Below are 25,177 nucleotides of genomic sequence, written 5' to 3'. Positions count from 1 at the left end.
GTGCAACTGCAAGCTTGATTGATTTGAAGGTCATGTCTTTCTCCCGAGGGTTTGAATTCTGTGTTTTGCTACGGCGAGCGCTGGCCGTTGGATCATGTCACGCTTGCGTGATGAGAAAAAACTTATTTTATTCAATATCTTGGCCGTATTTTAGTGCAGCGCGCCGCGGGCCCTCACCTCCGCCCGGGAGGGCTGTAACACACCTGAAAACCATCAAGCCTGCGTGAAATCCGGTGATTTTTTTTGCATTTTCCCCGCAGTTCAGCGAAGCTTTGCGCCAGGCGGTTACCCGCCGCACCACATTAAAAAACTGGAAGGTTCACATCATGTTGTCACGTAAAACGCCAGCCGTCATTGCCGCATTGCTGATAATGACACCGGTTACCTCATCCATGGTTCAGGCGGAAGGCGACGTCGGCGCCAGCCTCAATCACAAAGTGTCGGTACCGGTGGCCGACATCCCGCCTGCGGTGCTGATGGCGGCCAAGGCCAAACGCCCAGGGCTGACCTTCACCGAAGCGGAAAGCGAAACCAAGGGCGGCCATCACTATTATGACCTTGAAGGCCATGACAACGCGGGCCGCGAGATCGAGCTTGACCTGATGCTGGGCGAAGACGGCCAGTGGCAAGTGGTGGAAATACAGCGCGATGTACTGTGGCAGATCGTGCCCGCGCTGGTGCAGGAAGAACTGATGGCAAACGCCCCCGGCGTCAAACCCGCCCGCATTATTGAAAGCGATCAGGACAACGGCACCATCATTTATGAGTTTTACACCCGCGACGCGAACGGTGTTGAAGCCAAATACGAAGTGGCACTGAAGGGCGAGGAAGCAACCTTCCTCAGGGAAGAATGGCAGCACTAGGCACTAAAGCCGAGGGGCGTGATTACATATTACGCCCCGGCATTGCCATTACATTGATGAACTACCCGACCACGACCCGGCTGTTTGGCATGGCGCTTGCTGATAACCCAGCGTCAAAACACGCATGGGGGCGAAAATGGTTGGCATTATTACAAATACTTATACTTCACCCTACTCACCACAGGGCGCGTTCGCGGAACGCAATACACAATCAGGCGGGAATACCGGCGCTCAAAATCCGTCATACGCATCGGCAACCAACGTCACCTTGTCCCAGGCGGCGCAAGACGCTTTGGCAAATGAGGCAAAGACCAGCTCCGCCGTGACGGGGGAGGCTGTGCTCAGCAAACTGACCAACCTGCTTGACCTCACAGGGCGCGATTCGCTGCTGGACGGTGACGACCTGTCGGTGGATTTGTCCAGCTTCAGCCGACAGGAAATTTTTACCATCTTCAGCAACAGCGGTAATTTATTCACAGCTGAAGAACAGAAAGCGGCAGAAATTGAACTGGAGCAGCGGTTCGATACCGCCCTTGGCGGCGGCTATGCGCTGATGGGTGTTACAGGCAATATCGGAGACCTGTACGAAAAAGCACTTGAGTATATGCAAAACGCCGGAGCGGACGAGAAAAAAACCACCGCATGGCAGACACAGTTTAACGCCCTGACACAGGCAATAAGCATACTGGATAAAAACCCCGGTGCCGCCCCGCAAGGCATATCAAACGACCCGGTCGCGGATTACCTTGAGCGGCTGGCGGATGGTTTGGTATCGGGAAAAAGCAACCTTGAAGCTGTCGCCACTGAGGCCCGCAGGGTGCTTGACGGCGCCTCCGGCGGCCTGGAGGGTCTGTCAGACTTCGGCAGCAAGGCCTTGTCCGCCATTGCGGTCGGCATGTCCGGCCACTTCAGCAGCAGCGAAATAATCGCCGCAAAGCAGGAGATGAAATCACGCGTTGGTGCATCGGTGCAGGGCGCGTTCCAGCAATCAAACATGAGCGGAAACCCCACTGATTTTTCAAAAAGGCTGATCGCGCAATATTCCTCAATGAGTGCTGAGGAAAGGGAAGCCGCCGGGCTGGACCAGAGCTATTACGATGCAATCGTCAAAAACTATGAGACATCCATGCGCATATCACAGGCGTTGAGTGCGAGCACATTTACCGCTGGCACCGCGTCAGGCAGTAGCAACGGCGGCATGAGCCTGCTTAACTTCCTGTAAAGGCGCGCCGGAAAGCCTGAGCAGATGCAGCGAAGCGGTGCAACGCCCCGCAGGGTTACGCGCAGGCGGATAACCGGGAACAACCAGTCATGCAAGCCGTGCCATGGCAAAACACTATCACCCGCTGCACTCCTGAACAATTAAGTATTGTTTCCCCGGAATTCGGCACGCTGCGTTACGTGATGCGCATACCCCGGAACCACCAATCTTGCCATACGAGCCATAAAAGGAAACTAGGAAACAAAGACCGGGACGTCAATAACAGTATACTGTCCCCGGAATTTCGCGTGGGCAAACCCCTCACGCGAAGGCGTAGCCTATGGCGGCTCTGTACGCCATGCTCAGCCTTCACTTAAAATGAGGCGTCCAACTAGATCAGTTTGCCATTAGTGGCCCTCTTGTTCCAATTTCTTAAGAAAGGGTAGACCAAAGCCGGAGAAGTACTCCTTCTCTTTTTTCAACATCGACTCTGTAAAACTACGCGCTTCCTCATAGCGACCTTGTAAATAATAGGTCCCAGCCACTCGTTCAGGATAAGCCCCTAGCATATCAACTTTCTCTAATAACATAGGCAAGAGGGCTTCGTATGAAGCATGTGTTTCGTAAAAGGGGATCGCGTAGTTTTTATATAATTGAGCTAGCCGCTTCGCCTCAGGCTCTATGTTTTCTGATAAACTAAACAAAAACTCGTCTTCGTCGGCACAGAAAGTACCCAAGGGTAAAGCAATCGTTGCGGTCGTCGGAGAATATTTTAAGCCTTCGAAGCCACGCCAAAACCGCTCCAGCGGCACACAATGGATGCCAACATTTGGGTTAATTCTCAGATAGCCCTCATGATTACCCTCATTAAGCCCTACCCAACCAGTGAAGCTTGCTGTCATTGGGTTAAAGACGTTGCTCTTTCCCCTTTTCCTGAACCCAACCGACACCAGCGCATCAACGCAAGCCTCAATGACGGAATCAACAAATGATCTTTCCATAAAACCTCGAGTCCATAGCTACGGGCACGGCCTATCCACTGTACAGCTATTAAATTTGACAGCTTTACCAGGCTCCAAGCCTGCGTTCTCTGCATTTCTTCCAACCGGCGTTACAGGGGTACCATTTTGCACATCAGTAAACAGTTGCTTTTGTCCAGGAGTCAGCTGTGCATTCCCCGTTTTCGTTTCAACAAAGACGCCATCTTTTGTAACAAAGTCTACTCGCGAACGCGCCCCTGTGCTGGTTTCGATCGTAACTTGCTCACCAGCAATATTATCCGACAATCGTGACCTGGTAAGCGCTTCCCCTCGTTTACCCATTTCAACATTGTTCTTCAAAACTGTACCAGTGCCTATTGGCCCGGTCGGTTCGCCATTGGTCAAAGCAACTGATGCATCAGTCAACGTCAACACCAGCCCCACCTCAGGAGATATCGCAGCAGCGCCACCTAACGTAAGCGCTGTCATGACAATAGCCCCGCCTTTTGCAAAAGCCTGTCTTTGCTCTGTAGGCCACCCGAATTGTGCCTGGCCGATCCGCTCAATGACCGACTCAGCGTTCCCCGTCGGATCGATTTTATTCACGGGATCATTGCCGGTATAGGCGCGTTGGTTTTTGTGTGTCTCGTCCCCTCGTCATAGGCGCGACTGTCGCGTCATAGTGATACCCCCGGCCATATGACCGGGGGGTTTCGTTTCACACTCAGTTGTCGTCCCTGTCGCTTTCAGCGCCTTCGCCGTCCTTGCCTGCCTCAGGCGCGTGGCCCTTGAACCAGGCGACAATGTTGCCGATTTTCTGGACGAGGTTGCTGGGTTTGGATGCAATGCCGTGGCCCGAAGCCGGGATGCGTACCATCACGCTGTCGACACCCTGCAGCTTGAGCGCCTGATAGTATTGCTCCGTCTCTGACATGGGCGTGCGGTAATCCACCTCACCGGTGAGCAGCATGGTGGGCGTTTTCACGTTGCCGACAAGCGATAGCGGCGAGCGCTTCCAGTAATGCTCCACCGCGTTCCACGGCATGTCCGGGAACCAGTATTTGGTGAAGAAGGGGCTGAAATCGGCCGTCAGCACAAAGCTGATCCAATTGATCACCGGCTTGGCGACAACGGCCGCGCGGAAACGGTCTGTCTTGCCAATGATCCATGCAGTCAGCACCCCGCCGCCGGACCCGCCGGTGACATAGAGCTCGTCCGTGTTCACATTGCCGCGCGCGATAACGGTATCGACCGCGTCCATCAGGTCGTCATAGTCGTTTGACGGATAGTTGTGGTGGATGGTGTTGGCAAAATCGTTCCCGTATGACGTGCTGCCGCGCGGGTTGCCGTATACCACCATGTAGCCTTTGGCGGCGTACATCTGGATTTCAGATGAGAAGTGCGGGCCATAAGCCGTGTGGGGGCCGCCGTGGATCTCAAGGATCAGCGGGTATTGCTTGCTTGCGTCGAAGTCCGCCGGTTTAACCAGCCAGAACTGCAGCGCGCGGTTATCCACGCTTGAATTCAGGCGCACCTCCTCCACACTGGCCATTTTTTTGTGGCCCAGCACATCGCTGTTGAGGTCTGTGATGGCGGTCACCTTGCCGATGCGGTTCACCACCGCGAGGTCGGCGGGCCGGTCGGGCCGCGAGAGGGTGAAAACAAGGTTGCCGTCTTTCGAGACGCGGAAATCACCGGAGCTATAGGGCCGGCCAAGCGTGGTGCCGCCCAGCTTGTCGGTGAGGATACGCCCGCTGCCCGACAGGCTGACATAGGCCACATGGGTTTTGCCGTCATTGTCGTAGCTATAGTAAAGGCCCTTGCCGTCCGGCGCCCACTGGAAATCGCTCACGCTGCGGTCCAGCTCAGGCGTCAGGTCTTTTTTGCCGGTGCCGTCCACGTCCATCACGCTCAGGACCGAAATCTGGTTCGACAGCTTCTGGTCAGCATAGCCAAGATAAGCGATGCGCTTGCCGTCGGGCGAGATTTCCGGGTTGCCGTCCGGGCCGTCACGGTCCGTCAGTGCGGTATAGGCACCGGTTTCCACGTCCACGCGGTACACTTCGCTGTTCACCGGGTTTAGCTGCCAGTCCGCATTGCGGTTGGCCGACAGAATGAGGCCTGTGCCGTCTGCGGTCCAGCTGATGGGGCCACCGTGGTTGAACTCGCCCGAGGTGATCTGGCGCGGGGTGCCGCCGTCTGCCGGTACGGTAAACACATGGGTGAAGCCGCGCGGCAGGTACCCGGCGCCGTCCGCCCTGTAGGTGACGCGGTCCACCACTTTGGCGGGGCCTGCCCAGTTGGCGCCCTCAGGCTTTTTCGGCAGGCTGAAAAGCGGTTTGGCACTGGTGGGCACAAACATGGTGAAGGCGATGGTCTTGCCGTCCGGCGACCATGCCAATGAGCCGGGGCCATACTGCAGGTCTGTCACGCGGGCGGTGTCGCCGCCCTCGGTCCAGCGCACATAAATCTGGGATTTGCCCTCCACCGCTGACACATAGGCCATGCGGTCACCACTGGGTGAGAAACGCGGCATGCGGTAGCTGGCCTTGCCCGACAGCACGGGCCGGTGGCCGCTGCCGTCCAGCGCCACGCGCCAGATATTGGTACGGGTGCTGTCGCTCATGATATCCATGGAGCGGCGCTCATACACCACGGCCTTGCCGTCCGGCGTTATGCGCGCACCGGTGGCGTATTCCAGGTTGAAAATATCTTCATAGTCGAAGGTTTCGGGTGCGGCCTCGTCAGCCTGCGCCATATGCCCGGCGGTCGCAGCTATGGCAACGCCAAGGCAGAAAGCCTTAATGCTCATGATGGTTCCCTCTGTTATTGTCCACCCCACTGTGGTGGCGGAACCCTAGCAGAGGGGACGCCCTGTGCAAAGTCTCAGTTAAGGGCTGCGCGCCGCGCCAAACCCCTGCACAAAGGCTGCACACCATGTGCACACTCCACAACACCTGACACCCTTGACACGCCTGTCGCGTCAGCCCCCCTCCGAGATCAACATTTCAAAGCTAAGCCTTTGATAAATATAAATAATAATACTGGCACATGTATTGCTACCTAAAAGGGATGGCGTGCCAAGTGGCACCCATTGGGTTAAACCAGCAGGAGGAGAATGATGAGCATCCAGCCCGGCACGCATTATACGATCCAGAACAAGGCCACCAAAAACGTCATCACACAGACGCCCAAATTCCGCAGAGGTTCAGGTCTTTGCGGCTGGTCGGGCATGCCGCCCGCCACGCTGAACCCCGGTAATGCAGCGATGTCATACTGGCACTTCACCGAACATAGCCTCGATCACTACCAGATCAGCAATGTCTTCAATGACGGGTGGCGCATGTTTGGCTGGTCAGACGGCTATGTCGATGTCTTCAACGGAACCCGCGCGCCGGATCAGGTCTGGCAGGTTGAACGAACGAACGACGGGGAATATTTCAAAGTTTTCAACCCCACCATCAAACGCACACTGTATGACGGTAACGCCGTTGGCCAGACCGGTGCACTGGGCACCGCAGACGAAGCCTATCTTTTTGATCAGGACCGCTTTTTATGGGCAATTCTGGCTGTCAGTCACACTGCGGCTTAACGCCCCGCTTCTTTACCTCCCACAAAGAGATTATACGACGCTCGCTCATTAAGGCGTGGGAACAAATTCTCCCTGTTTTCACATTATTGATGGCATTGAAGGCGGGCCTGCCTATAGACTCCCGAGATGGGCACTTTGCCGGAGAAAGTGCTGCTCTCGCCGGGCTTGATCTATAGGGAACATATGTCTGCATCCATTGACGACCTTAAAAAAGAACGTGAACGTTTTGTCGCTTTTGCCTTCGCGGCGGCAGAACTGTTTTTTGAAGTGGATGCACAGGGCAAAATCGCCTTTGAAGGCGGCGCAGTTGACCGTATCGGCGCAAAACCCGGGCAAAGCCTTGTCGGCCAGAATATTTATGATCACATAGACACAGACGACCGCGACGTGTTCTCCGCCCTCGTTTTACACCTTGAACACAAGGGACGTATCGGCCCCATCCCGCTCAGATTTACGTCTGGCGCGGGTCGCGGTGTGGCTTTGCGACTGTTCGCCCTGCGCATGCCTGCCGATGCAGACCGCGTTTTTCTCGCCCTTCGCTCTGCCCCGCTTGGAACCAGCGGACTGGGAGAGGAGGACGTCAGTGCAGAAACCGGGCTACTGACCAAAGACGGCTTTATGAAGCTGGCGTCGGCAACCATGCGGGATAACCCCACGGGCAGTAACCTTTATATGACCGCCGTTGAGGTGGGCGGTATCGAAGAGGCCGAGAAACAGTTCGGCCCCGAATATATGCACAAGCTTCTCAAGCGGATCAGCGCGCACCTCAGGACATTATCCGTTGACGGTGAAATCGCCGGACAGATCGATGAACGGCATTTTGCTTTCCTGCACCGAACCAAGGGAGACGGAAAACAGTTTGAATCCTCACTGGCAAAAGTAGATGCCAACGTGAAGCTGCGCGCCGCCTATTCCACCCTTGCGTCCGATTTTAAGGATGTCGCCGAAGATCAGGTGCTGCGCACGCTGTCATATGTACTCAACCAGTTCTGCGCAGGTGAAGACAATGTCAATTTCCAGTCCCTGTCGACAGCCTATGAGAGCATGGCAGGCGACGCCCAGCGCCGCGTGGTTCAGATGCACAACATGATCGAAACCGGCAGCTTCAATATCGCCTTTCAGCCTGTTGTCTCTCTCCTGAACGGTGATATTCACCATAATGAGGTATTAAGCCGTTTTGACGAACGTATGGGCGACAGCACTCCTCTTGAGGTGATTCGCTTTGCTGAAGAGGTCGGCGTTATCGAGGAATTTGATATCGCGATATGCAAAAAAGCCATTGATTATGTACGCAAGATGAAAAAACTGGGCACTCCGCTGACGCTTGCCGTCAACCTGTCTGGCCGCACCATCGAGAGTGACCGATACCTGGCGGCGCTGATGGGCGTGTTCCAAAGCGCAAAGGATGTATCAAGGTCGCTCCTGCTGGAACTGACTGAAACGTCAGCCATCTCAAAACTGGAAAAAGCAGAAGCTGTGTTAAGTGACCTGAAGGCCATGGATTACCGCATCTGTCTTGATGACTTTGGTGCCGGCGCCGCAGGCTACCAATATCTGCGCGCCTTCAATGTGGACTATGTTAAAATTGATGGCGACTATGTGCGCGACATGAACACCCCGGGCTACCGACCGACATTCCTCCTCAGTATCGTGCGCCTATGCGCGGACCTTGGCATTAAAACTATCGGCGAACATGTTGAAAACCGGTTTCAAGCCGATTTTCTTCGGTCGCTGGGTGTTGATTTTGGGCAGGGTTTCCATTTCGGCAAGCCTGATTTTTCACCCAAGACCAACTAGGGGTTCTATTCTTCGATCCCGAGTGCTGCCATGAGCGCCTCGTCCGACTTCAGCAACTCGCGCTGGAAGGCGGTATCTTCCGCGATGCGCTGACGAATGGCAAGAAAGGCGGCGTTGTCGCTGAGGTCAGCGAAAAATGGCACCATGGCAAAACGAGCGCCGTCACGCCAGCCAAGGTCAACCGCCTGTCCAAGGGTGTTGATCGCGGCAGCGACCTCTCCGCGCGCAGCCAGAACGCAGGCTTCATCAAAATACTGTCCCGGCCATGTCACGCTGTCTGGCGCAGAAAGTTGCACAGGCACGCTGCCATCGCCAAGCATACTGGCAATCGCAGCATGCATCAGCTTATCGCTTCCCGCAAAAATCTCTTTTGCGTCTTCAAGCCTGCCCTGTGCCAGCCGGATAGTCCCCAGCAGGCGCTGTCCCTTCGAGGTCTTCAGCATGTCAGGCGCCAGGGTTTGGTACAGTCTTTCCGCTTCTTCCGTCTTGTGCTGCCGAAGCGCAGAGATAATGGCCCCGCCGGTGATAACCAGATCTCCGGGATTGAGAAGAACCGCTTTGTTGCGCCAGCGGGCAGCCGCCAATGCATAGCCCAGAAGATCAAGCGCTTCAGCGATTTGAAGATCGCCGTAGCGTAACTGGTCAGTCCCGCCGAGAACCGTAACCTGCAGCTTTAGAGCCTCGTAGTATCGTCCCCGGATCGCCAGAAGATATGCTGCGCTTGACGCTGCCGCGCGGTCATCAGGGTCCAGCCGAAAAGCATGAAGGTATGATGTAAGCGCATCATCCACCCTGCCCTGCGCATCCAGCGCATAGCCAAGCGCGTGCCATGACAGCCCATTCTGGGCGGAAACCGCCACCGCTGCGCGGGCGAGTTTTTCCGCCTCCAGGGCGTCGCTTTCCTCGCCGCTGACCTTGGTCGCTCGGGTGGACAACGCAAAACTGAGCCCAACCTGGACACGACCATCCTCCGGCCACATGGCCAGCGCCCGGCGGTAAAGGTCAATTGCCGCATCGACATCATCGGGCCGATGCCCGGCCAGATAACGCTGCGCCTGTGTGAGCAACATATCTGCGTCAACCCCGGCTGCGGCGAGAACATCCTGTTCCGGCACGGGCGTCTCCTGGCGGACGAAATAGACCGCCCCGAGGAAAAGAGCGCCCAATACCGCACCCAAGGCAAGGAATTGCGGCTTCAGCCTCACTATTCGGGTCTTCGCACTCTGCGGCACGAGACGGTACCCACGGCCACGGATCGTCTCTATGTAGCGTGGCGCTCGCGCGCTGTCCCCCAGCGCTTGCCGCAACAGCTTGATGCGCTGCGCGATGGTTTCATCACTGACAAATGCACCGTCCCAGACCTTTTCCGACAACTGCGCGGCGGAAGCAGGCTCCGGGCTGATCTCGGCAAGGGTAAAAAACAGGCGGGCGGTCAGGTCGGAGAATTCGATCAATTCTCCCTCACGTACAACCCGCTTGTTTACCGTATCGACCCTCAGGTCGCCATGGTGCGTTATCCCCTTATCCCGCATAGGCTTTTTTATCCCTTCAGGAAACTTCAAGTTTCTTCAGGTGACATTTTTGGCCCTCACCCCCTTATTTTGCAACGGAAATCACCAACCGGCCTGAAGGCCATAACAAGCAAGCGAGGAAACAAAATGAAACACACACTGGCAGGCGCTGCCCTTCTCCTGAGCGCGGCATACCCCGCACATGTACACGCTAAAGCGTGGGACAATGATGACAAGGCGCAACTGACCGAGCACATCGGCGATGGCCGCTACCAGACGGTTACCAGCGTGCTGGTCATGGAAAATGGTGAAACGCTTTACGAGGGTTATTTCAGGGGAGCCACTGCCGCCACTCGCCATGACACCCGGTCGTCCACCAAAACCCTGATCGGCATGGCAGCAGGTGCCGCAATAAAAGACGGCAAGATGACCGGGCCCGACCAGAAGCTAGCCCCCTTTTTCCTCGACTATGAACAAACAATCGCCAGCGACTCTCGCAAGGCCGCGATCAGCGCCGAAGACCTCCTGACCATGAGCAGTCCCGTTGAATGTAACGACTGGAATGAGATGTCACGGGGCAATGAAGAGCGTATGTATATCACAGAGGATTGGACCAAGTTCTACTGGTCGCTGCCCATCAGGGGCTACCCGGCGTGGGATCTGCCGCCGGCAAAACAGCCCTATGGCCGCACATTTTCTTACTGCACGGCCGGGGTTCAGCTTCTCGGACAGGCCATAGCAAGAGCAACCGGTGAACCCGTGACCGATTATATCAAAGACCGTGTTTTCACCCCCATCGGCATCACCGGCGAAGAGTACAGCTGGCAATATAATGGGTTGGGTGAGCCCCATCTTGGTGGGGGGCTTTTGATGACCACGCACGGGCTGGGTAAACTGGGTGAGCTTGGCCGACTGGAAGGCCAAGCCCCGGGAGGCCAGGTATTCAGCACAGCGTGGGGTGCCGCATCCCTCACGCCGCAGGCTGATATTGACCAGCAAGGCTGGCTCTATGGTTATCTCTGGTGGTTGAAGAGCTACGAGGTCGGTGGGCAGACGGTGGAAACCGCAGCCATGAATGGCAATGGCGGCAACCGGGTATGGATCATCCCGGCGCACAACATGACCGTGGTCCTGACAAAAACGGATTATAATTCGCGTGGTATGCACGAGGCGGCGGAGAAGTTCCTTACGGATGAGATATTGCCCCGATTGACGGGTACCACAGCACCAGAGATATCCGCGCCAGAAAAAGACTAGGGAGGTTATGGTTTTTGCCCTAAAAGGGTGCCCGGAAATCTGTTTCGGGCACCTTTATGGAACTAACTGTAACTCTTGTCGGCCTCTTTGCCTTCCTGCTGCTGTGGCTGTTTGGCTTCTGGCGGGAAAAGCGCCATGTAACAGGTGAAGTGCCGCTCGTGCCCCCTATCTATATTCAGATTTTGGCGCTTGTCGGGGCTTTTGTGTTTCTCGCACATCTCGTCGCGCTGATCACCGGCATCGACTGGAAACCACCCTTTCAGCGCTAAAACGGCTTTGTGTGCTCACATTTCTTCTGCGGCTACTGATTCCGGGTACGCCAGCGGTTCAGGAGCGCTAACCTCAAACATACGCCAGCCGAGGCTTGTGTATGCAGCAGCCCACATGCGGGATCTGAAAAACCGTCGCTTGCCGTATTTTCCGCGTGCGATATAGACACCTGACGGATGTTTATACAGTTTCTTGCTGATCTGAATGCTTTCCTCAAGCAACTGGTTCTTGACGTTGCTGGTGGCGGAAACCGCATGTTTTGCCATCGGCTTGATGCCACGATGGCGCCTTTTCTTGCCCTTGCGAGTACGCCACATTCTGAGCCATATCACCGTAATAGCGGTAACAACCGCCAGCAACGTGGAAAACAAGCCAAGAACGTACAGCAAATTATAGTCGTCACCCAGTTCCAGCCGCTCGACAGTTTCATCGAACGCCTCGCCGGCGGTAACTCTGGAGTCGGATTCCAGCCTTCCGTCTGCCGCAAAGCTGACGATCAACCCATCACGACGGTCAAGCTGCGCAACCATGCCGTTGCCACCATAGATGGCGACATAGCCATTGGAGGCGACTGTCACACCATAGAGCGAATCACCACTGCATTTAGCTTTAATGTCGACCATATTGGGCCGGGCTTTAAAGATTTGATAATCTGTCAACCGGGTACAACGAAACCGATACGCATTGATCAGCTGCGAGAGCTTCAGCGCCACCGTTTCAGGAGGTGATCCACGATTGACACCTGCAAACACGTCGAGAGCCATTTGACGCGGGTCCTGTTCCAGGCTCAGAAAACCCTGGGCGTTTGCGCTATTCGCAAACGACAACAAGCCGAGAGCAAAAAGGCTAACCACGCTGACCAGTTTCTCAATCCGCAACAATTTCAATATCATATGCCATCCCAACTCAACCCCGGCGCTATTGAAATTCATCTTGCCATGAGTTGCAAGCCTGCAGGTAGATTTTAAAGGGGAAGGGAGCACATAAAAAAGCGGAACCGCAATTCGGGGGAGGACATGCGGTTCCGCGCGACACAGTCAGATCAAGGGAGCTAATTAGTCTGTATCAGCATGCTCTTTATAGAACGAAGGCTATTAACAACGGGTAAACAGCGGGAAGAAAAATGCATTTTTCGCAAAATTGTCGAATTTTTTTTCGCTAGGGCCGATGTGGTCTCATTACGCCGCAAGATAACATCTTGAATCCATAACAAAAAACCGGCCCCTGAAAGCCGACTTTCACTCTTTCAATTCCTGTGCTGAATGCTTAGGTTTCACGCATCTTGAGCGCTGCAATAAAGGCAGTGTGCGGAATTTCCACCTTGCCATACATGCGCATTTTGGCTTTACCCTTCTTCTGCTTCTCAAGAAGTTTCTTCTTCCGGGTTACGTCACCACCATAACATTTAGCCGTCACATCCTTGCGCATCGCCGAAATTGTCTCCCGCGCTACAACCCGCCCGCCAATAGCCGCCTGAATGGGAATCTTGAACAACTGGCGCGGAATCAGGTCCTTGAGGCGTTCACACAGAGCACGACCCCGGCCTTCGGCCTGACTGCGGTGCACCAGCATAGCAAGCGCGTCCACGGGCTCTGCGTTCACCAGAATGGACATCTTCACGAGGTCCGATTCCTGATAACCCGCCATGTCATAGTCAAAGCTTGCGTAACCCCGGCTGACAGACTTCAGTCGGTCATAGAAGTCATACACGACTTCGTTCAGCGGCAATTTGTATTTAACCATGGCGCGGGTGCCTGCATAGGTCAGGTCTTCCTGAATACCGCGTTTGTCTTCGCACAGCTTCAACACCGCGCCCAAGTGCTCATCAGGCACAAGGATCGTCGCGTTGATCCAGGGTTCTTCGATATAGTCGACCTTCACAGCGTCGGGCATATCGGCAGGGTTATGCAGTTCCTCAAGCGTGCCATCCGTTTTGTGGATCTTGTAAATCACGCTTGGGCTGGTGGTGATGAGGTCGAGGTCAAACTCGCGCAGCAGGCGTTCCTGAATGATTTCAAGGTGGAGCATGCCAAGGAAACCACAGCGGAAGCCAAAACCAAGCGCGGCCGAGCTTTCCGTCTCAAACTCGAAGCTGGCGTCATTAAGGCGCAGTTTACCAAGTGCTTCGCGCAGGCGCTCAAACTCTGAACTATCCGCCGGAAACAGGCCACAGAACACCACAGAACGGCTGGGTTTAAAGCCCTCAAGCGCCTTGGCGCAAGGCTTTTTGGCATCCGTAATGGTGTCACCCACGTTGGTATCCGCCACCTCTTTGATGCTGGCGGTAATAAAACCAACCTCACCCGGGCCAAGTTCAGGCACAATCACACCCTTGGGCGTAAACACACCGACGCGCTCAACCAGATGTTCACTGTCTGCAGCCATCATCTTGATGGTCTGGCCTTTCTTGATTTTGCCGTCAATCACCCGCACCAGTACCATCACGCCAAGGTAGCTGTCGTACCAACTGTCCACCAGCATCGCCTTAAGTGGCGCGTTCGGATCACCTTCGGGCGCGGGCAGGCGGGTCACCACAGCTTCAAGCACGTCATTAATGCCGATACCTGATTTCGCTGAACACAGCACAGCTTCGGATGCGTCAAGGCCGATAACATCTTCGATCTGCTGGCGCACGCGCTCGGGCTCTGCGGCGGGCAGGTCAATCTTGTTCAAAACGGGTACAATCTCATGGTCGTTCTCAATCGCCTGATAAACGTTGGCGAGCGTCTGGGCTTCCACGCCCTGACTGGCGTCGACAATGAGAAGCGAGCCTTCGCACGCGCTGAGGCAGCGGCTGACTTCATAGGCAAAATCAACGTGGCCGGGCGTATCCATAAGGTTTAGCGTATAATTCTGGCCGTCCTGCGCTTTGTATTCAAGCCGCACTGTCTGCGCCTTGATGGTGATGCCGCGCTCGCGTTCGATATCCATCGAATCAAGCACCTGAGCTTTCATCTCACGGTCGGTCAGCGCGCCGGTTGACTGGATCAGGCGATCGGCCAAGGTGGATTTACCATGGTCGATGTGCGCAATGATGGAAAAGTTACGTATGTTTTTAAGCTCGGTCATGGCCGTACTGTTTACATCCAAATTATGGTTCTTGTTGGTACAGGTCGGGCCGCGTCACGGCGGCCCTTGTGCATAAATTCTGTTGTCGGCCTCGTGCCCTAATAAGGCAATACACGGTCGGGCGGACGGTGGCCGTCCACAAATGTGCGAATGTTGATTAACACCTTCTCACCCATCGCCATGCGCGCCTCTACTGTGGCGGAGCCCATGTGCGGCAACAACACCACATTGTCCAGTTCAAGAAGCTTGGGGTTGATCTCGGGCTCTTGCTCAAAAACGTCAAGGCCCGCACCAGCAATACGGCCAACCTCAATAAGGTCGGCGAGCGCCTCTTCATCAATTATCTCGCCCCGCGCGGTGTTGATGATCACCGCATGTGGTTGCAACTTCTTCAGCCGCGTGCGGTCCAGCAGATGATGGGTATCTTCCGTCAGCGGACAGTTGATCGAAACAAAATCCATCCGGCTCAGCATCTCATCGAGGTCATCCCAATAGGTGGCTTCAAGCTCGCGCTCCATTTCGGCGGGCAAGCGTTTGCGTTTGTGGTAATGCACCGCCATATTAAACGCCTTGGCGCGCCGCGCGATCGCTGTGCCGATGCGGCCCATGCCAATAATGCCAAGGCGCTTGCCCTGAATGCGGCGGCCCATCAGGAAGGTTGGCGTCCAGCCGGTCCATTCACCCGAACGCAGGATTTTCTCGCCCTCAAACAGACGGCGCGGCACCGACAGGATCAGCGCCATGGCAAGGTCTGCGGTATCTTCCGTAAGCACACCCGGTGTATTGGTTACAGCGATGCCTTTTTCCTGCGCGGCAGCCACATCAATATGGTTCACGCCTGCGCCAAAGTTGGCGATCAGTTTCAGCTTTTTACCGGCCGCTGCTATCACCTCCGCATCAATATCATCGGTGACGGTTGGCACCAGCACATCCGCCTCGGCCACAGCTTTCTGCAGCGCCGCTTTACCAAGCGGCTTGTCACCGAGGTTCAGCGTCACGTCAAATAGCTCGGCCATGCGCGTTTCGATATTGTCAGGCAGTTTCCGCGTGACAATAACCTTTGGGCGTTGCCGGTTTCCTGTTTGACTCATAGAGCAAAATAACCTTTTCTGACGGGCGAGGGTGGGCCCCCGCCAAAAACTTACGGCTTCTGTACCAGAAGGTGCGGGCTCTTTCAAACGCCAAGAGAGTTGGAACCATACGCGATGCAGCGCTTTTTTGCGATTCTTCTGTTTCTGGGCATGTTCGCCACACCTGCGAGCGCTGGTGAGGTGGGTCCAAGCGGCAACCCGCTGCCGCGTTTTATCTCGCTCGCCGCCGATAAGGCCTATATGCGGACGGGGCCTGGCCTGCAATACCCCGTGGTGTGGGTATACAAACGGGATAACCTGCCACTTGAAGTGGTTGATGAGCACGGTGCATGGCGCAAGGTACGCGACCATGACGGCGTCACTGGATGGATGCATGTGCGCCTACTATCCAGTCGGCGTACGGCGATGATCATTGGTGGCGCAAGGCGCCTGTTTCGCGAGCCAGACAGACAAACGCCCGTGCGCCTGACTGCAGACGCCGGAGTGATCGGCGACGTGCTTGAGTGCGATTCGCACTGGTGTCTGATGGAGATTGACGGTACCCGCGCATGGATCGAACGCCGCTTCTTGTGGGGTCTCTATGCCGACGAAATGTTCGACTGAGTACAGCCAATACACACGCTCACGCACCGAAACTCGCACCACAAGTGATCCCTGAGCACCTGCCAGCCTGCGTGAAGGCGACTATGGCCTATGGCACATCTATCTATTGACGAACTTATATAAGTACTTTCATAATTGCCTGAACCTTGATCGCGACTGGCCGGGAGGCATGGCATGAGCATAGCTGACGAGATTTTTTTCGCACTCGGGATCGGTACCCGCATGCGGCGACTGTATGAACAGATGAGTTCAGACGCTGACCGGGTGTATAAGGAAGCTGGCACTGACTTCCGTGTGAGTTACTTCTACGTCATATACGCACTTTCTGAGCGGGGTGGTATGCCAATTTCCGAGATTGCACGGCTCGCCGGTTTTTCTCACTCCGCCGTCAGCCAGACGGTGAAGCGGCTGGTAAAGCTGGGCTGGGTCGAGACACAGGCGACCGACGACGCGCGGCAAAAGCTTGTTACCCTCACACCAGAGGGCCGCGCACTAGTGCAAGATGTGGAGCCCTTGTGGCTCGCTCTTGAACGCGCTGTTAAGACCGCGATGGACGAGGCGGGCGTTGACCTGCTGGCCGCGCTCGACGGGCTTGAGAACGCCCTCAGCAGAAAAAACATGTATGAGCGCCTGCGCGAAGAGCGCACGCTACGTGACAAACTCACCTTTGAGATCGTCCCCTATGACACCGCCTACAAAGAGGCCTTCTATGACCTGAATATCGCGTGGGTAGAGCAATTTTTCAAAGTGGAGCCGATCGACGAAGTCGTGCTCTCGGACCCGGAGGGCAAAATTCTCGACACGGGCGGCGAGGTTTACTTTGCGGTCGCGGACGGTATTGCGGTCGGGGCGGTTGCCATGAAGGCCGAGGGCGATGGCCGCTTTGAGCTGACCAAACTGGGCGTTGACCCGAATGTCAGGAAAGGCGGCATGGGCCGGGCGCTGTGCGAAAAAGTCATTGAGCGTTTCAAGGCGCGCGGCGGCAAGACGCTTTACCTTGAGACCAATACAGTGCTGACCCCCGCCATCGCGCTATACGACAAGCTCGGCTTTGTACAGATGGAGCCGCCCGTTCCCAGCCCCTATGAGCGCGCAAATTATTATATGGAATGGCGGGAGCAAGCGTGATGCGGATAGCGACTTACAAACCTGACTATAAACAGGCGTTCCGTGACCTTAACCTCGCCTGGCTGGAAAAATATTTTACCGTCGAACCTGTGCACCTCTCGGTACTGGACAACCCCGAAGACACCATCATAAAGCCTGGCGGCGAGGTTTTTTTCGCCCTTCAAGGCGGACAAGTTATCGGCACTGTCGCCGTACGCAACGCAGGCGGAGGCCGGTTTGAACTGACCAAATTGGGCGTAGCCCCCTCGGCACAAGGCACCGGCGCCGGTCGGGCGCTCTGTATCGCAGTGCTCGACTGGTTTGCCGAGCGCGGGGGGAAAACGTTGTTCCTCGAAACACACAGTAAACTCAAACCAGCCATGCGTATTTATGAGACGCTGGGGTTCGAGCTAACGGAGAATCCGGATGCAGATGGGTATGACGGCACCGACTGCTACATGGAGTGGCGTGCACCGGATGTGGTGATCCACAAGGCGCAAAAGCCCGGGGACATCAAAGCTTGCAAAGAAGTGTTTCGCGCCTTTTCCGAATGGTTGCCTATCGATCTTGGTTTTCAGGATTTTGAGGCCGAGATGGCACACTTCCCGGAAGGCTATGTACACTTGCTTATTGCCAAGCGCGCGGGCAAGGCCGTTGGCGCCGTCGCACTGAAAGAACACAGTGCAGAGGTGTGCGAGATGAAGCGGCTGTATATGCTGCCGGAAGCGCAGGGCACGGGCGCAGGCCGCGCCATCTGTGAACGCCTGATCGCCGATGCGCGCGCCCTTGGCTACAAGACCATGCTGCTGGACAGCCTGCGGCGACTTGAAGCCGCCGTCGCGCTGTATCAGAAGCTCGGGTTCAGCGAGATAGAGCCCTATAACTTCAATCCTGAAGATGATGTCGTCTACATGAGCCGGGCGCTTTAGGCCGGCTTCCCGCCGCAAAAACATGGTTAATAAAGCGTTAGGGTTTCTAACAAACACCAGCGAATTAGCCAACACCATACCCCAAGCTACCACAAGGCATACCTAGGAAGTGCCGTACCATAATAGGCCTTAAAAAAGAACAAAAAGCGAATATCCTAGACGTTAGCGAAAAAGGAGCAGTGATTGGCTTATATCACAAGGGACGGATGGCTTGGCCTCGCTCCGACGACCCAGCACTTTCTCATCGCCAATATCGCTTTTACCGGTTGTGCTGAGTATGTTTTTTACCTTGGAAGACCTGCTTCATTTACCGCATCTCTTTGGTGTTACCTTAGCCTTCTCCGGCGCGCTGGTAATATTTGCCGCAAATATCGTTGGCATTATCAAGTTCAAACAATGGCGTTGGCGGTTGCTGTTCGGCGTAGCGACAATATTGAACCTGTTCGCTTTCATCATGGCCGGTCATGTGGCGTTCCTCACATTGATACCGGACCTGCCGTGGCTGGTCCGGCAGATGTGGCTTGTTGCAACCCAAGCGCCGGTTACACCGTAAGATCGCAACCTACCCGGTGGACAACTGGGGTGTAGATAAATTTACGATTTATGTATGCGGCCCGGTACGGCGGGTTTCCTTGGCACGTTTGGCGGCGCGACCAGCGGAAAGTGCAAGGATATCAGCCTGGTGGTCGCCAATAGCCGCCAGCAGCTGCGCCGCGGAGCGTTCATAAAGCTTGAGGCCAACCTTCACCGCTTCACGACCTTCTTCCGTCAGCTTGATATGCTGGGTGCGGGCATCAAGGCGGCTGTGTTTACGCTCAACAAGGCCTTCGCGCTCAAGCTTTGTCAGCATGGTGCTGGCGGACGCACGGCGCACCGCCATGGCGTCGGCAAGGTCGCTGAGGCGCGGCCCGAAGCGTTCCGTTGCGGTTTCAGCGCGCTGCACACCCGCCTCCAGGAGGCCAATGGTGCGCAGATAGGCAAATTCATTGAAAGTACGTCCCTCGCTCGCAGCATTTGCCCATTCAAGCGTAAGAAAACGGTGAACCTGTTCCAGCCAGTCGGCCTTACTCATATCCCTCTGCCCCCAGAGACGTTGTGCAAACATATAAGCAGCACCTGCTATTGAAACACATCAGGCCCTACTGTTAGTTCGCCTAACAAACAACGATGACAGGGATATGTCAACTGCCACTTTAGATTGGGGGATATCCCGCAGCATTACGCGCGAGGCACGGCTAAAGAACCAGTTTGTCAGAACGACCCAATGTCGGCTGCTGTTGTCAGCAATCCGGCATCACTGAAGCCGTCAAAAAGGCGGGGTATAATCCCCGCCTTTCTGAAATTCAGTTGTCGCGCGCTTAGTCGCCGCTGACAATACGGTCCATAAGCTGTTTCACGCTGGGAATGAAACCGTTTGAGTAGAACGGGTCAGAGCCAAAGCGGAAAGCATTATGCCCGGCAAACACGAGGTTGTCGTCCACGCTGCCGTCATGCGCGACATCCTCAAGCGTCTTCTGGATACAGAAACTGCGCGGGTCGGCTAGGCGGCCGGTCGAATTTTTCTCATTGGTGGCCCACGAAGAGAAGCGACACTGGCTCAGGCAACCAACACAGTCCGCCTGATCCTTGCGGATTTCAGCGCATTTGTCAGGCGTAACAAAAATCAGGCTGCCGTCTGGTGTTTTCATTGCACGCTCAAAACCTTCCGCGATCCAGTCGCGAGCTTTGCCTTCATCGGCACGGCGCACAATATAGGTTTTGCGTTCCACCAACAGTTCGGTATCAAACTCGCCTTCTTTCTCTGTGCGGAAGTCAATCTGCCGGTCATTGCGTTGCACCAGTTCGCCAATGAAGCTGTTCTTCAGCGCGCTTGAGAAAAAGCCGGTCGGGCTGAAGTTTTGTAGCAACACATCACCAGGCTTCAGGCTCAGAAGGCGCTTCTTCCACTTATCGGAAATCGGGCTCTCTTTGGTCAGCAGCGGCCTAGTGCCGAACTGGAACATGATCGGCCCCAGTTCCTTATTGTCGATCCAGTCTTTCCATTCCTTGAGGTTCCATACACCGCCGGCCATGATGATCGGCACATGGTCAAGGCCAAGCTTGCGCATGATCTGCCTGAGCTCCAGCACGCGCGGGTATGGGTCTCCCGGCTTGGTAGGGTCTTCCGCATTCGAAAGGCCGTTGTGACCGCCAGCCAGCCACGGGTCCTCATAGACCACGCCGCCCAGAAGCTCGGACACGTTTTTATAAGCGCGTTTCCAAAGCAGGTTGAAGGCACGACCCGATGAGACAATCGGGTAATAATGGGCACCGTATTTGCTGGCAAGTTCACCCAGCTTGAACGGCATACCGGCACCACAGGTCACCCCGTGAATCATGCCTTTTGTCTTTTCCAGAACTTCGTGAAGGATACGCTGCGCGCTGCCGACTTCCCAAAGCATGTTGATATTGATGTGGCCTTCGCCCTTGGAGAGCTCCCAGGCCTTGCGCACCTGATCAATGGTGCCCCTGATCGAATACTCGATCATCTCCTCATGGCGGTCCTTGCGGGTCCGGCCAAGATATTCGTGGGGCTCTACATTACCGTGCGCGTCATACTGGTCCGCGATCACCGCCGAGATAGTGCCTATACCGCCTGCTGCGGCCCAGGGACCGGAGCTTGCACCAGTGGAGATGGCAACGCCTTTGCCACCCTCGATCAACGGCAGCACTTCCTTGCCGCCAAGACGGATCGAATTCAAACTGAAACTCATCTAACTCTCCCAAACTTCAGGGTTCCGTACCGTCCCCGAGCGCCCTCCCTAAAGGGCGAAACCGGCGTGATCGTATCACACGCCGGTTTCATTTCAATTAAATCACACCTTCACGCGCGCGCCTAGTCGCGATTACCGCCGCGCTTGGGCGACGGGGATGCTTTTGGCGGACGTGCATCCGGGTTTTCTTCACCCGTTTCCTGATCCACGACACGCATGGAAAGGCGCACTTTACCGCGGCCATCGATCTCAAGGCACTTGACGTAAACTTCGTCACCTTCCTTCACGACATCGGTCACTTTTTCCACGCGGTCTTCGACCAGTTCGGAAATGTGCACAAGGCCGTCACGGCTACCCATGAAGTTTACAAAGGCGCCAAAGTCCATGATTCGCACGACTTTCCCTTTATAGATCGTACCAACTTCCGGCTCGGCCACGATGCCCATGATCCAGTTCTTCGCCGCTTCAATTTCAGAACCAACGCTGGAGGCAATCTTGATCGTACCGTCATCCTCGATATTGACCTTCGCACCGGTGGATTCAACGATCTCACGGATCACTTTACCACCAGTACCGATCACTTCACGGATTTTGTCAGTCGGGATCTTCATGGTCTCAATACGCGGTGCATGCTCGGAAAGCTCTGTACGAGCCCCGGTCAGCGCCTTGTTCATCTCATCAAGGATGTAAGCGCGGCCACCATTTGCCTGATTGAGCGCACGCTCCATGATCTCACGGGTGATACCCGTGATCTTGATGTCCATCTGCAGCGCAGTGATACCTTTTTCGGTACCCGCTACCTTGAAGTCCATGTCACCAAGGTGATCTTCGTCACCAAGGATGTCGGAGAGGACAGCAAAGTCGTCGCCTTCCTTGATAAGACCCATGGCGATACCGGAAACGGGGCGGCTGATCGGCACGCCAGCGTCCATCATGGCAAGGGCTGCGCCACAAACTGTCGCCATCGAGCTTGAACCGTTTGATTCAGTGATCTCTGAGACAAGACGAATGGTGTACGGGAACTCTTCACCCTGCGGCAGAACGGCACGCACGGCGCGGTAAGCCAGCTTACCATGACCCACTTCGCGGCGGCCGGTAAAACCAACACGGCCACACTCACCAACCGAGAACGGCGGGAAGTTATAGTGTAGCATGAAGTTCGAGCGCCAACTGCCCTCAAGGGCGTCGATGATCTGCTCATCTTCACCGGTACCGAGGGTCGCAACCACAAGTGCCTGTGTTTCACCACGGGTGAACAGCGCGGAACCGTGGGAGCGTGGCAGTACGCCAACTTCCGACATGATCGAACGAACCTGATCGAGGTCACGGCCGTCAATACGCTTGCCGGTTTCAAGGATGTTGCCACGCACGATCGAGCTTTCGAGCTTTTTCGTCAGGTCCCCAACCATTTGGGCGGTCAGCTCGCTGTTTTCCTCAAGGATAGGCGCAACAGCTTCAGCGATTTTCACCTTGGCTTCACCAATTTTGGCAACACGGTCCTGCTTGGTGGTGATTGTATAGGCTGCGCGAAGGTCGTCTTCGCCCGCTTCAGCAATCGCTGCCTTCAGGTCTTCCTTGTTCGGGCCTTCCGGCAATTCCCAAGGGTCTTTGGCTGCAACCTCGGCCAGTTCAATAATGGCGTCGATAACTTTTTGTGCCGCTTCGTGACCAAAGTTCACAGCACCCAGCATCACATCTTCCGAAAGCTCTTTTGCTTCGGATTCAACCATCAGAACAGCGTCGGACGTGCCTGCAACAACGAGCTCAAGCTCGCTTTCCTTCACTTCTTCAAGTGTCGGATTGAGGATGTATTCGCCGTCTTTGTAGCCAACTTTCGCACCCGCAATCGGGCCCATGAATGGCAGGCCCGATAGCGTAAGCGCGGCGGATGCACCGATCATGGCAACAACGTCGCTGTCATTCTCAAGATCGTGGCTCAATACGGTACAGATAACCTGTACTTCGTTCTTGAACCCGTCGGGAAACAGCGGGCGGATCGGACGGTCGATCAGGCGGCAGACGAGTGTTTCTTTTTCACTCGGGCGGCCTTCGCGCTTGAAGAAACCACCGGGAATTTTACCGGCAGCATAGAATTTCTCGATATAGTTCACAGTAAGGGGGAAAAAGTCCTGCCCTGGCTTCTGTGATTTGGCGCCGACAACGGTGCAAAGCACTTCGGTGTCACCATATTTGGCCATAACGGCGCCGTCTGCTTGTCGTGCGACGTGACCGGTCTCAAGGGAGAGGGTACGGCCGCCCCATTCGATTTCTTTGCGATGGATATTGAACATTTTCTTACCTTTCAGCGACTGACCGGGTATCGCACTTCTACTTGCCGGCAGCCTCGGCGCCTTCCCTATGAAGGACGCCCCGCTTTTTATATATATCCCGGGCCTCCCGGATTAGAGACCAAGGTGTTTTCTAAAACGCCAAAGGGGCACATGATGCCCCAATGAAAACAGGAAGGCCGGTTCCTTTGAACCGGCCTCCTTGAACTTCAGCTTCTGATTACTTCCGGAGGCCCAGACGACCAATGAGCGTCGTGTAACGCGCTTCGTCTTTGGACTTCAGGTAATCAAGCAGCTTGCGACGCTGGTTGACCATCTTGATAAGACCACGGCGGGAATGGTTATCCTTTTTGTGCTCTTTGAAGTGTTCGGTCAGGGTCACAATGCGCGACGTCAATACAGCAACCTGCACCTCTGGGGAGCCGGTATCGCCCTCTTGCGTAGCGTATTCTTTGATCAGTTCTTGTTTCCGTTCAGCAGTGATCGACATCGATCTTCTCCTAAAAAAGTTACATATTGAAGACCCGCAGGGATTTTACCGTACCGTCTGTGTTTTCAGCGATTGCCAAAGGCACATCACCACACATCAGAACAATCGTTCCCTGCTTAGCCGTGGGCAGGTGGAGGGTTTGCCCGCATCGAATGCGATCCGCCTCCGGTTCCGTCACGGCAACCGCCGGGATGTCGTCCAGCGCCGTCGTAATGGGACCAAGATAGTCCACAGCGCGCGCACTATGGCTCAACTCATCCAGCTTTTCCAGCGAAATCGCGCGCTCAAGGCCGAACGGGCCGACGCGCAAGCGCCTGAGCATACTCACATGGCCAAGCGTATCAAGCGCAAGGGCGATATCCCGCGCGAGCGAGCGTACATAGGTACCCTTGCCGCAAGTGACAAAAAGCGTGGCTTCGCCAGCGTCCGCATCAAATGCATCCAGCCTAAGCCTATGAATTTCAACGGGTCTAGCCTTCAGCTCAACCGTTTCGCCGTCGCGCGCAAGCTTATAGGCGCGCTGACCGTCTACCTTGATCGCGCTATAGGCCGGAGGCACCTGCTCGATCGTGCCTGTGAACTGCGGCAGCGCCGCCTCAATTTCCGATTGCAGCGGTATGCGACCGCCACTCTTGACGGTGGCGCCCTCAAGGTCGTCCGAATCGGTTGAAGAGCCAAAGCGGATGGTGAAAGCATAGTCTTTGCTGGCGTCCACGATATAGGGCATGGTTTTGGTGGCTTCGCCCAGCCCGATGGGCAGGATGCCGCTTGCCAGTGGGTCAAGCGTGCCGCCGTGCCCCACCTTCTGTGCCTTGGTAAGATATTTGATCCGGCCGACAACCTGCGCGCTCGATAGCCCGAGGGGCTTGTCGACGACCATCCAGCCGTCGACCTTCTCACCCTTGCGTTTGCGTGCCATGCTATTCTTCTTCGTCGCCCGGGTTGCCGCGGGCGTCGCCATTGCGCTCAAGGTCGCGTTGCACCCTGGGGTCACGCAGCAGCGCATCAATATGGCTGGCCTCGTCGAAACTGTCGTCGATAATGAATTTGAGCCGTGGCATATATTTCATATGCACAACCTTGCTCATTTCACCGCGAATGAATGCAGCGTTTTTATTGAGTGCTTTGGTCACGACACCTTCCGCATCACCGCCAAGCGGCATCACGAATACTGTCGCGTTCCTCAAGTCCGGGCTGATGCGCACCTCTGATACCGTCACAGAAGCGGTCTCAAGGTCCTTATCCTGCACGTCGCCACGCGACAGGATTGCCGATATGGCATGGCGCACATTCTCGCCCACGCGCAAAAGGCGCAGGCTAGGGCCTTTACCGTGTTGTGACTTGGACATGCGTGTAAACCTTAACCGTCAAAAGCC

23 protein-coding genes are annotated in these 25,177 nt (G+C 55.5%); 10 read left to right on the top strand and 13 right to left on the bottom strand.

What is annotated here, in order from left to right; all coding sequences use genetic code 11:
* Nucleotides 1-326: 326 nt before the first annotated feature.
* Together ACN0VM_RS08305 and ACN0VM_RS08300 are read left to right on the top strand one after the other, a co-directional pair.
* Nucleotides 327-863, top strand: a complete 537-nt coding sequence (locus tag ACN0VM_RS08305) for a hypothetical protein (protein WP_417450405.1) — start codon at nt 327-329, stop codon at nt 861-863.
* Nucleotides 864-999: 136 nt separating this feature from the next.
* On the top strand, nt 1,000-2,085 hold the full coding sequence (locus tag ACN0VM_RS08300) for a hypothetical protein (protein ID WP_417450404.1): 1,086 nt from the start codon (nt 1,000-1,002) through the stop codon (nt 2,083-2,085).
* A gap of 386 nt (nt 2,086-2,471) precedes the next feature.
* Here the strand turns inward: ACN0VM_RS08300 and ACN0VM_RS08295 are convergent, their stop codons facing one another.
* From ACN0VM_RS08295 to ACN0VM_RS08285, 3 genes are all read right to left on the bottom strand, one after another.
* The gene (locus ACN0VM_RS08295) at nt 2,472-3,065 is read right to left on the bottom strand and encodes a hypothetical protein (RefSeq protein WP_417450403.1); all 594 of its coding nucleotides are present in this window, start codon (nt 3,063-3,065) and stop codon (nt 2,472-2,474) included.
* An 18-nt stretch (nt 3,066-3,083) separates the two neighbouring features.
* A complete protein-coding gene (locus tag ACN0VM_RS08290; RefSeq protein WP_417450402.1) occupies nt 3,084-3,650 on the bottom strand; it encodes a hypothetical protein in 567 nt (188 codons plus the stop codon).
* 118 nt (nt 3,651-3,768) lie between these two features.
* Nucleotides 3,769-5,856, bottom strand: a complete 2,088-nt coding sequence (locus ACN0VM_RS08285) for a S9 family peptidase (RefSeq protein ID WP_417450401.1) — start codon at nt 5,854-5,856, stop codon at nt 3,769-3,771.
* A 306-nt stretch (nt 5,857-6,162) separates the two neighbouring features.
* Between ACN0VM_RS08285 and ACN0VM_RS08280 the strand changes: the two genes are divergently transcribed.
* Both ACN0VM_RS08280 and ACN0VM_RS08275 read left to right on the top strand, forming a co-directional pair.
* Nucleotides 6,163-6,636: a hypothetical protein gene (locus ACN0VM_RS08280; protein WP_417450400.1), complete on the top strand. Its 474-nt coding sequence runs from the start codon at nt 6,163-6,165 to the stop codon at nt 6,634-6,636.
* 183 nt (nt 6,637-6,819) lie between these two features.
* Complete coding sequence (locus ACN0VM_RS08275; RefSeq protein WP_417450399.1) at nt 6,820-8,433, top strand: EAL domain-containing protein; 1,614 nt, start codon at nt 6,820-6,822, stop codon at nt 8,431-8,433.
* Nucleotides 8,434-8,438: 5 nt separating this feature from the next.
* Here ACN0VM_RS08275 and ACN0VM_RS08270 read toward each other — a convergent pair whose 3' ends face one another.
* Nucleotides 8,439-9,965, bottom strand: a complete 1,527-nt coding sequence (locus ACN0VM_RS08270; RefSeq protein WP_417450398.1) for a winged helix-turn-helix domain-containing protein — start codon at nt 9,963-9,965, stop codon at nt 8,439-8,441.
* 126 nt (nt 9,966-10,091) lie between these two features.
* On the opposite strand from ACN0VM_RS08270, the gene ACN0VM_RS08265 reads away from it, so the two are divergent.
* Together ACN0VM_RS08265 and ACN0VM_RS08260 are read left to right on the top strand one after the other, a co-directional pair.
* The gene (locus tag ACN0VM_RS08265; RefSeq protein ID WP_417450397.1) at nt 10,092-11,201 is read left to right on the top strand and encodes a serine hydrolase domain-containing protein; all 1,110 of its coding nucleotides are present in this window, start codon (nt 10,092-10,094) and stop codon (nt 11,199-11,201) included.
* A gap of 56 nt (nt 11,202-11,257) precedes the next feature.
* Nucleotides 11,258-11,470, top strand: coding sequence for a hypothetical protein (locus tag ACN0VM_RS08260; RefSeq protein WP_417450396.1), 213 nt, complete (start codon nt 11,258-11,260; stop codon nt 11,468-11,470).
* Nucleotides 11,471-11,485: 15 nt separating this feature from the next.
* Here the strand turns inward: ACN0VM_RS08260 and ACN0VM_RS08255 are convergent, their stop codons facing one another.
* The 3 genes from ACN0VM_RS08255 to ACN0VM_RS08245 form a co-directional block, all read right to left on the bottom strand.
* Entirely contained in the window at nt 11,486-12,364 is an 879-nt protein-coding gene (locus ACN0VM_RS08255) for a hypothetical protein (protein WP_417450395.1), read from the bottom strand.
* Nucleotides 12,365-12,737: 373 nt separating this feature from the next.
* Complete coding sequence (gene lepA / locus ACN0VM_RS08250; RefSeq protein WP_417450394.1) at nt 12,738-14,540, bottom strand: translation elongation factor 4; 1,803 nt, start codon at nt 14,538-14,540, stop codon at nt 12,738-12,740.
* Between the two features lie 98 nt (nt 14,541-14,638).
* Nucleotides 14,639-15,631, bottom strand: coding sequence for a 2-hydroxyacid dehydrogenase (locus tag ACN0VM_RS08245; protein ID WP_417450393.1), 993 nt, complete (start codon nt 15,629-15,631; stop codon nt 14,639-14,641).
* Nucleotides 15,632-15,745: 114 nt separating this feature from the next.
* Between ACN0VM_RS08245 and ACN0VM_RS08240 the strand changes: the two genes are divergently transcribed.
* From ACN0VM_RS08240 to ACN0VM_RS08225, 4 genes are all read left to right on the top strand, one after another.
* A complete protein-coding gene (locus ACN0VM_RS08240) occupies nt 15,746-16,234 on the top strand; it encodes an SH3 domain-containing protein (protein ID WP_417450392.1) in 489 nt (162 codons plus the stop codon).
* A 174-nt stretch (nt 16,235-16,408) separates the two neighbouring features.
* Nucleotides 16,409-17,362 carry a bifunctional helix-turn-helix transcriptional regulator/GNAT family N-acetyltransferase gene (locus ACN0VM_RS08235; protein WP_417450391.1) on the top strand — a complete coding sequence of 318 codons (954 nt, stop codon included), beginning with the start codon at nt 16,409-16,411 and terminating at the stop codon, nt 17,360-17,362.
* Nucleotides 17,362-18,270, top strand: a complete 909-nt coding sequence (locus ACN0VM_RS08230) for a GNAT family N-acetyltransferase (RefSeq protein WP_417450390.1) — start codon at nt 17,362-17,364, stop codon at nt 18,268-18,270. Before ACN0VM_RS08235 ends, ACN0VM_RS08230 begins: the two co-directional genes overlap by 1 nt.
* 277 nt (nt 18,271-18,547) lie before the next feature.
* The gene (locus ACN0VM_RS08225) at nt 18,548-18,823 is read left to right on the top strand and encodes a hypothetical protein (RefSeq protein WP_417450389.1); all 276 of its coding nucleotides are present in this window, start codon (nt 18,548-18,550) and stop codon (nt 18,821-18,823) included.
* A 48-nt stretch (nt 18,824-18,871) separates the two neighbouring features.
* Here the strand turns inward: ACN0VM_RS08225 and ACN0VM_RS08220 are convergent, their stop codons facing one another.
* From ACN0VM_RS08220 to rbfA, 6 genes are all read right to left on the bottom strand, one after another.
* A complete protein-coding gene (locus tag ACN0VM_RS08220) occupies nt 18,872-19,342 on the bottom strand; it encodes a MarR family winged helix-turn-helix transcriptional regulator (protein WP_417450388.1) in 471 nt (156 codons plus the stop codon).
* Between the two features lie 286 nt (nt 19,343-19,628).
* A complete protein-coding gene (locus ACN0VM_RS08215) occupies nt 19,629-21,023 on the bottom strand; it encodes an NAD(P)H-dependent flavin oxidoreductase (protein ID WP_417450387.1) in 1,395 nt (464 codons plus the stop codon).
* 122 nt (nt 21,024-21,145) lie between these two features.
* Nucleotides 21,146-23,314, bottom strand: coding sequence for a polyribonucleotide nucleotidyltransferase (gene pnp / locus ACN0VM_RS08210; protein ID WP_417450386.1), 2,169 nt, complete (start codon nt 23,312-23,314; stop codon nt 21,146-21,148).
* 217 nt (nt 23,315-23,531) lie between these two features.
* Nucleotides 23,532-23,801 carry a 30S ribosomal protein S15 gene (gene rpsO / locus ACN0VM_RS08205; protein ID WP_417450385.1) on the bottom strand — a complete coding sequence of 90 codons (270 nt, stop codon included), beginning with the start codon at nt 23,799-23,801 and terminating at the stop codon, nt 23,532-23,534.
* 19 nt (nt 23,802-23,820) lie between these two features.
* Nucleotides 23,821-24,720 (bottom strand): tRNA pseudouridine(55) synthase TruB, encoded by a 900-nt coding sequence (gene truB / locus ACN0VM_RS08200; RefSeq protein WP_417450384.1) that lies wholly within the window; start codon nt 24,718-24,720, stop codon nt 23,821-23,823.
* Nucleotide 24,721: 1 nt separating this feature from the next.
* Nucleotides 24,722-25,150 (bottom strand): 30S ribosome-binding factor RbfA, encoded by a 429-nt coding sequence (gene rbfA, locus ACN0VM_RS08195; protein WP_417450383.1) that lies wholly within the window; start codon nt 25,148-25,150, stop codon nt 24,722-24,724.
* Nucleotides 25,151-25,177: the final 27 nt, after the last annotated feature.

The organism is Kordiimonas sp. (assembly GCF_048260245.1).
Taxonomy (GTDB): Bacteria; Pseudomonadota; Alphaproteobacteria; order Sphingomonadales; family Kordiimonadaceae; genus Kordiimonas.
This window is presented reverse-complemented; position numbering and strand designations above follow the sequence as displayed.

Excerpts from the sequence above, each read along its gene's own strand:
- ACN0VM_RS08215 (WP_417450387.1), bottom strand. The coding sequence starts at position 21,023 with ATGAGTTTCAGTTTGAATTCGATCCGTCTTGGCGGCAAGGAAGTGCTG.
- ACN0VM_RS08260 (WP_417450396.1), top strand. The coding sequence starts at position 11,258 with ATGGAACTAACTGTAACTCTTGTCGGCCTCTTTGCCTTCCTGCTGCTG.
- ACN0VM_RS08265 (WP_417450397.1), top strand. The coding sequence starts at position 10,092 with ATGAAACACACACTGGCAGGCGCTGCCCTTCTCCTGAGCGCGGCATAC.
- ACN0VM_RS08285 (WP_417450401.1), bottom strand. The coding sequence starts at position 5,856 with ATGAGCATTAAGGCTTTCTGCCTTGGCGTTGCCATAGCTGCGACCGCC.
- pnp (WP_417450386.1), bottom strand. The coding sequence starts at position 23,314 with ATGTTCAATATCCATCGCAAAGAAATCGAATGGGGCGGCCGTACCCTC.
- rpsO (WP_417450385.1), bottom strand. The coding sequence starts at position 23,801 with ATGTCGATCACTGCTGAACGGAAACAAGAACTGATCAAAGAATACGCT.
- ACN0VM_RS08275 (WP_417450399.1), top strand. The coding sequence starts at position 6,820 with ATGTCTGCATCCATTGACGACCTTAAAAAAGAACGTGAACGTTTTGTC.
- rbfA (WP_417450383.1), bottom strand. The coding sequence starts at position 25,150 with ATGTCCAAGTCACAACACGGTAAAGGCCCTAGCCTGCGCCTTTTGCGC.
- ACN0VM_RS08300 (WP_417450404.1), top strand. The coding sequence starts at position 1,000 with ATGGTTGGCATTATTACAAATACTTATACTTCACCCTACTCACCACAG.
- ACN0VM_RS08305 (WP_417450405.1), top strand. The coding sequence starts at position 327 with ATGTTGTCACGTAAAACGCCAGCCGTCATTGCCGCATTGCTGATAATG.
- ACN0VM_RS08280 (WP_417450400.1), top strand. The coding sequence starts at position 6,163 with ATGATGAGCATCCAGCCCGGCACGCATTATACGATCCAGAACAAGGCC.
- ACN0VM_RS08255 (WP_417450395.1), bottom strand. The coding sequence starts at position 12,364 with ATGATATTGAAATTGTTGCGGATTGAGAAACTGGTCAGCGTGGTTAGC.
- ACN0VM_RS08245 (WP_417450393.1), bottom strand. The coding sequence starts at position 15,631 with ATGAGTCAAACAGGAAACCGGCAACGCCCAAAGGTTATTGTCACGCGG.
- ACN0VM_RS08230 (WP_417450390.1), top strand. The coding sequence starts at position 17,362 with ATGCGGATAGCGACTTACAAACCTGACTATAAACAGGCGTTCCGTGAC.
- truB (WP_417450384.1), bottom strand. The coding sequence starts at position 24,720 with ATGGCACGCAAACGCAAGGGTGAGAAGGTCGACGGCTGGATGGTCGTC.
- ACN0VM_RS08295 (WP_417450403.1), bottom strand. The coding sequence starts at position 3,065 with ATGGAAAGATCATTTGTTGATTCCGTCATTGAGGCTTGCGTTGATGCG.
- lepA (WP_417450394.1), bottom strand. The coding sequence starts at position 14,540 with ATGACCGAGCTTAAAAACATACGTAACTTTTCCATCATTGCGCACATC.
- ACN0VM_RS08225 (WP_417450389.1), top strand. The coding sequence starts at position 18,548 with ATGTTTTTTACCTTGGAAGACCTGCTTCATTTACCGCATCTCTTTGGT.
- ACN0VM_RS08240 (WP_417450392.1), top strand. The coding sequence starts at position 15,746 with ATGCAGCGCTTTTTTGCGATTCTTCTGTTTCTGGGCATGTTCGCCACA.
- ACN0VM_RS08235 (WP_417450391.1), top strand. The coding sequence starts at position 16,409 with ATGAGCATAGCTGACGAGATTTTTTTCGCACTCGGGATCGGTACCCGC.
- ACN0VM_RS08270 (WP_417450398.1), bottom strand. The coding sequence starts at position 9,965 with ATGCGGGATAAGGGGATAACGCACCATGGCGACCTGAGGGTCGATACG.
- ACN0VM_RS08220 (WP_417450388.1), bottom strand. The coding sequence starts at position 19,342 with ATGAGTAAGGCCGACTGGCTGGAACAGGTTCACCGTTTTCTTACGCTT.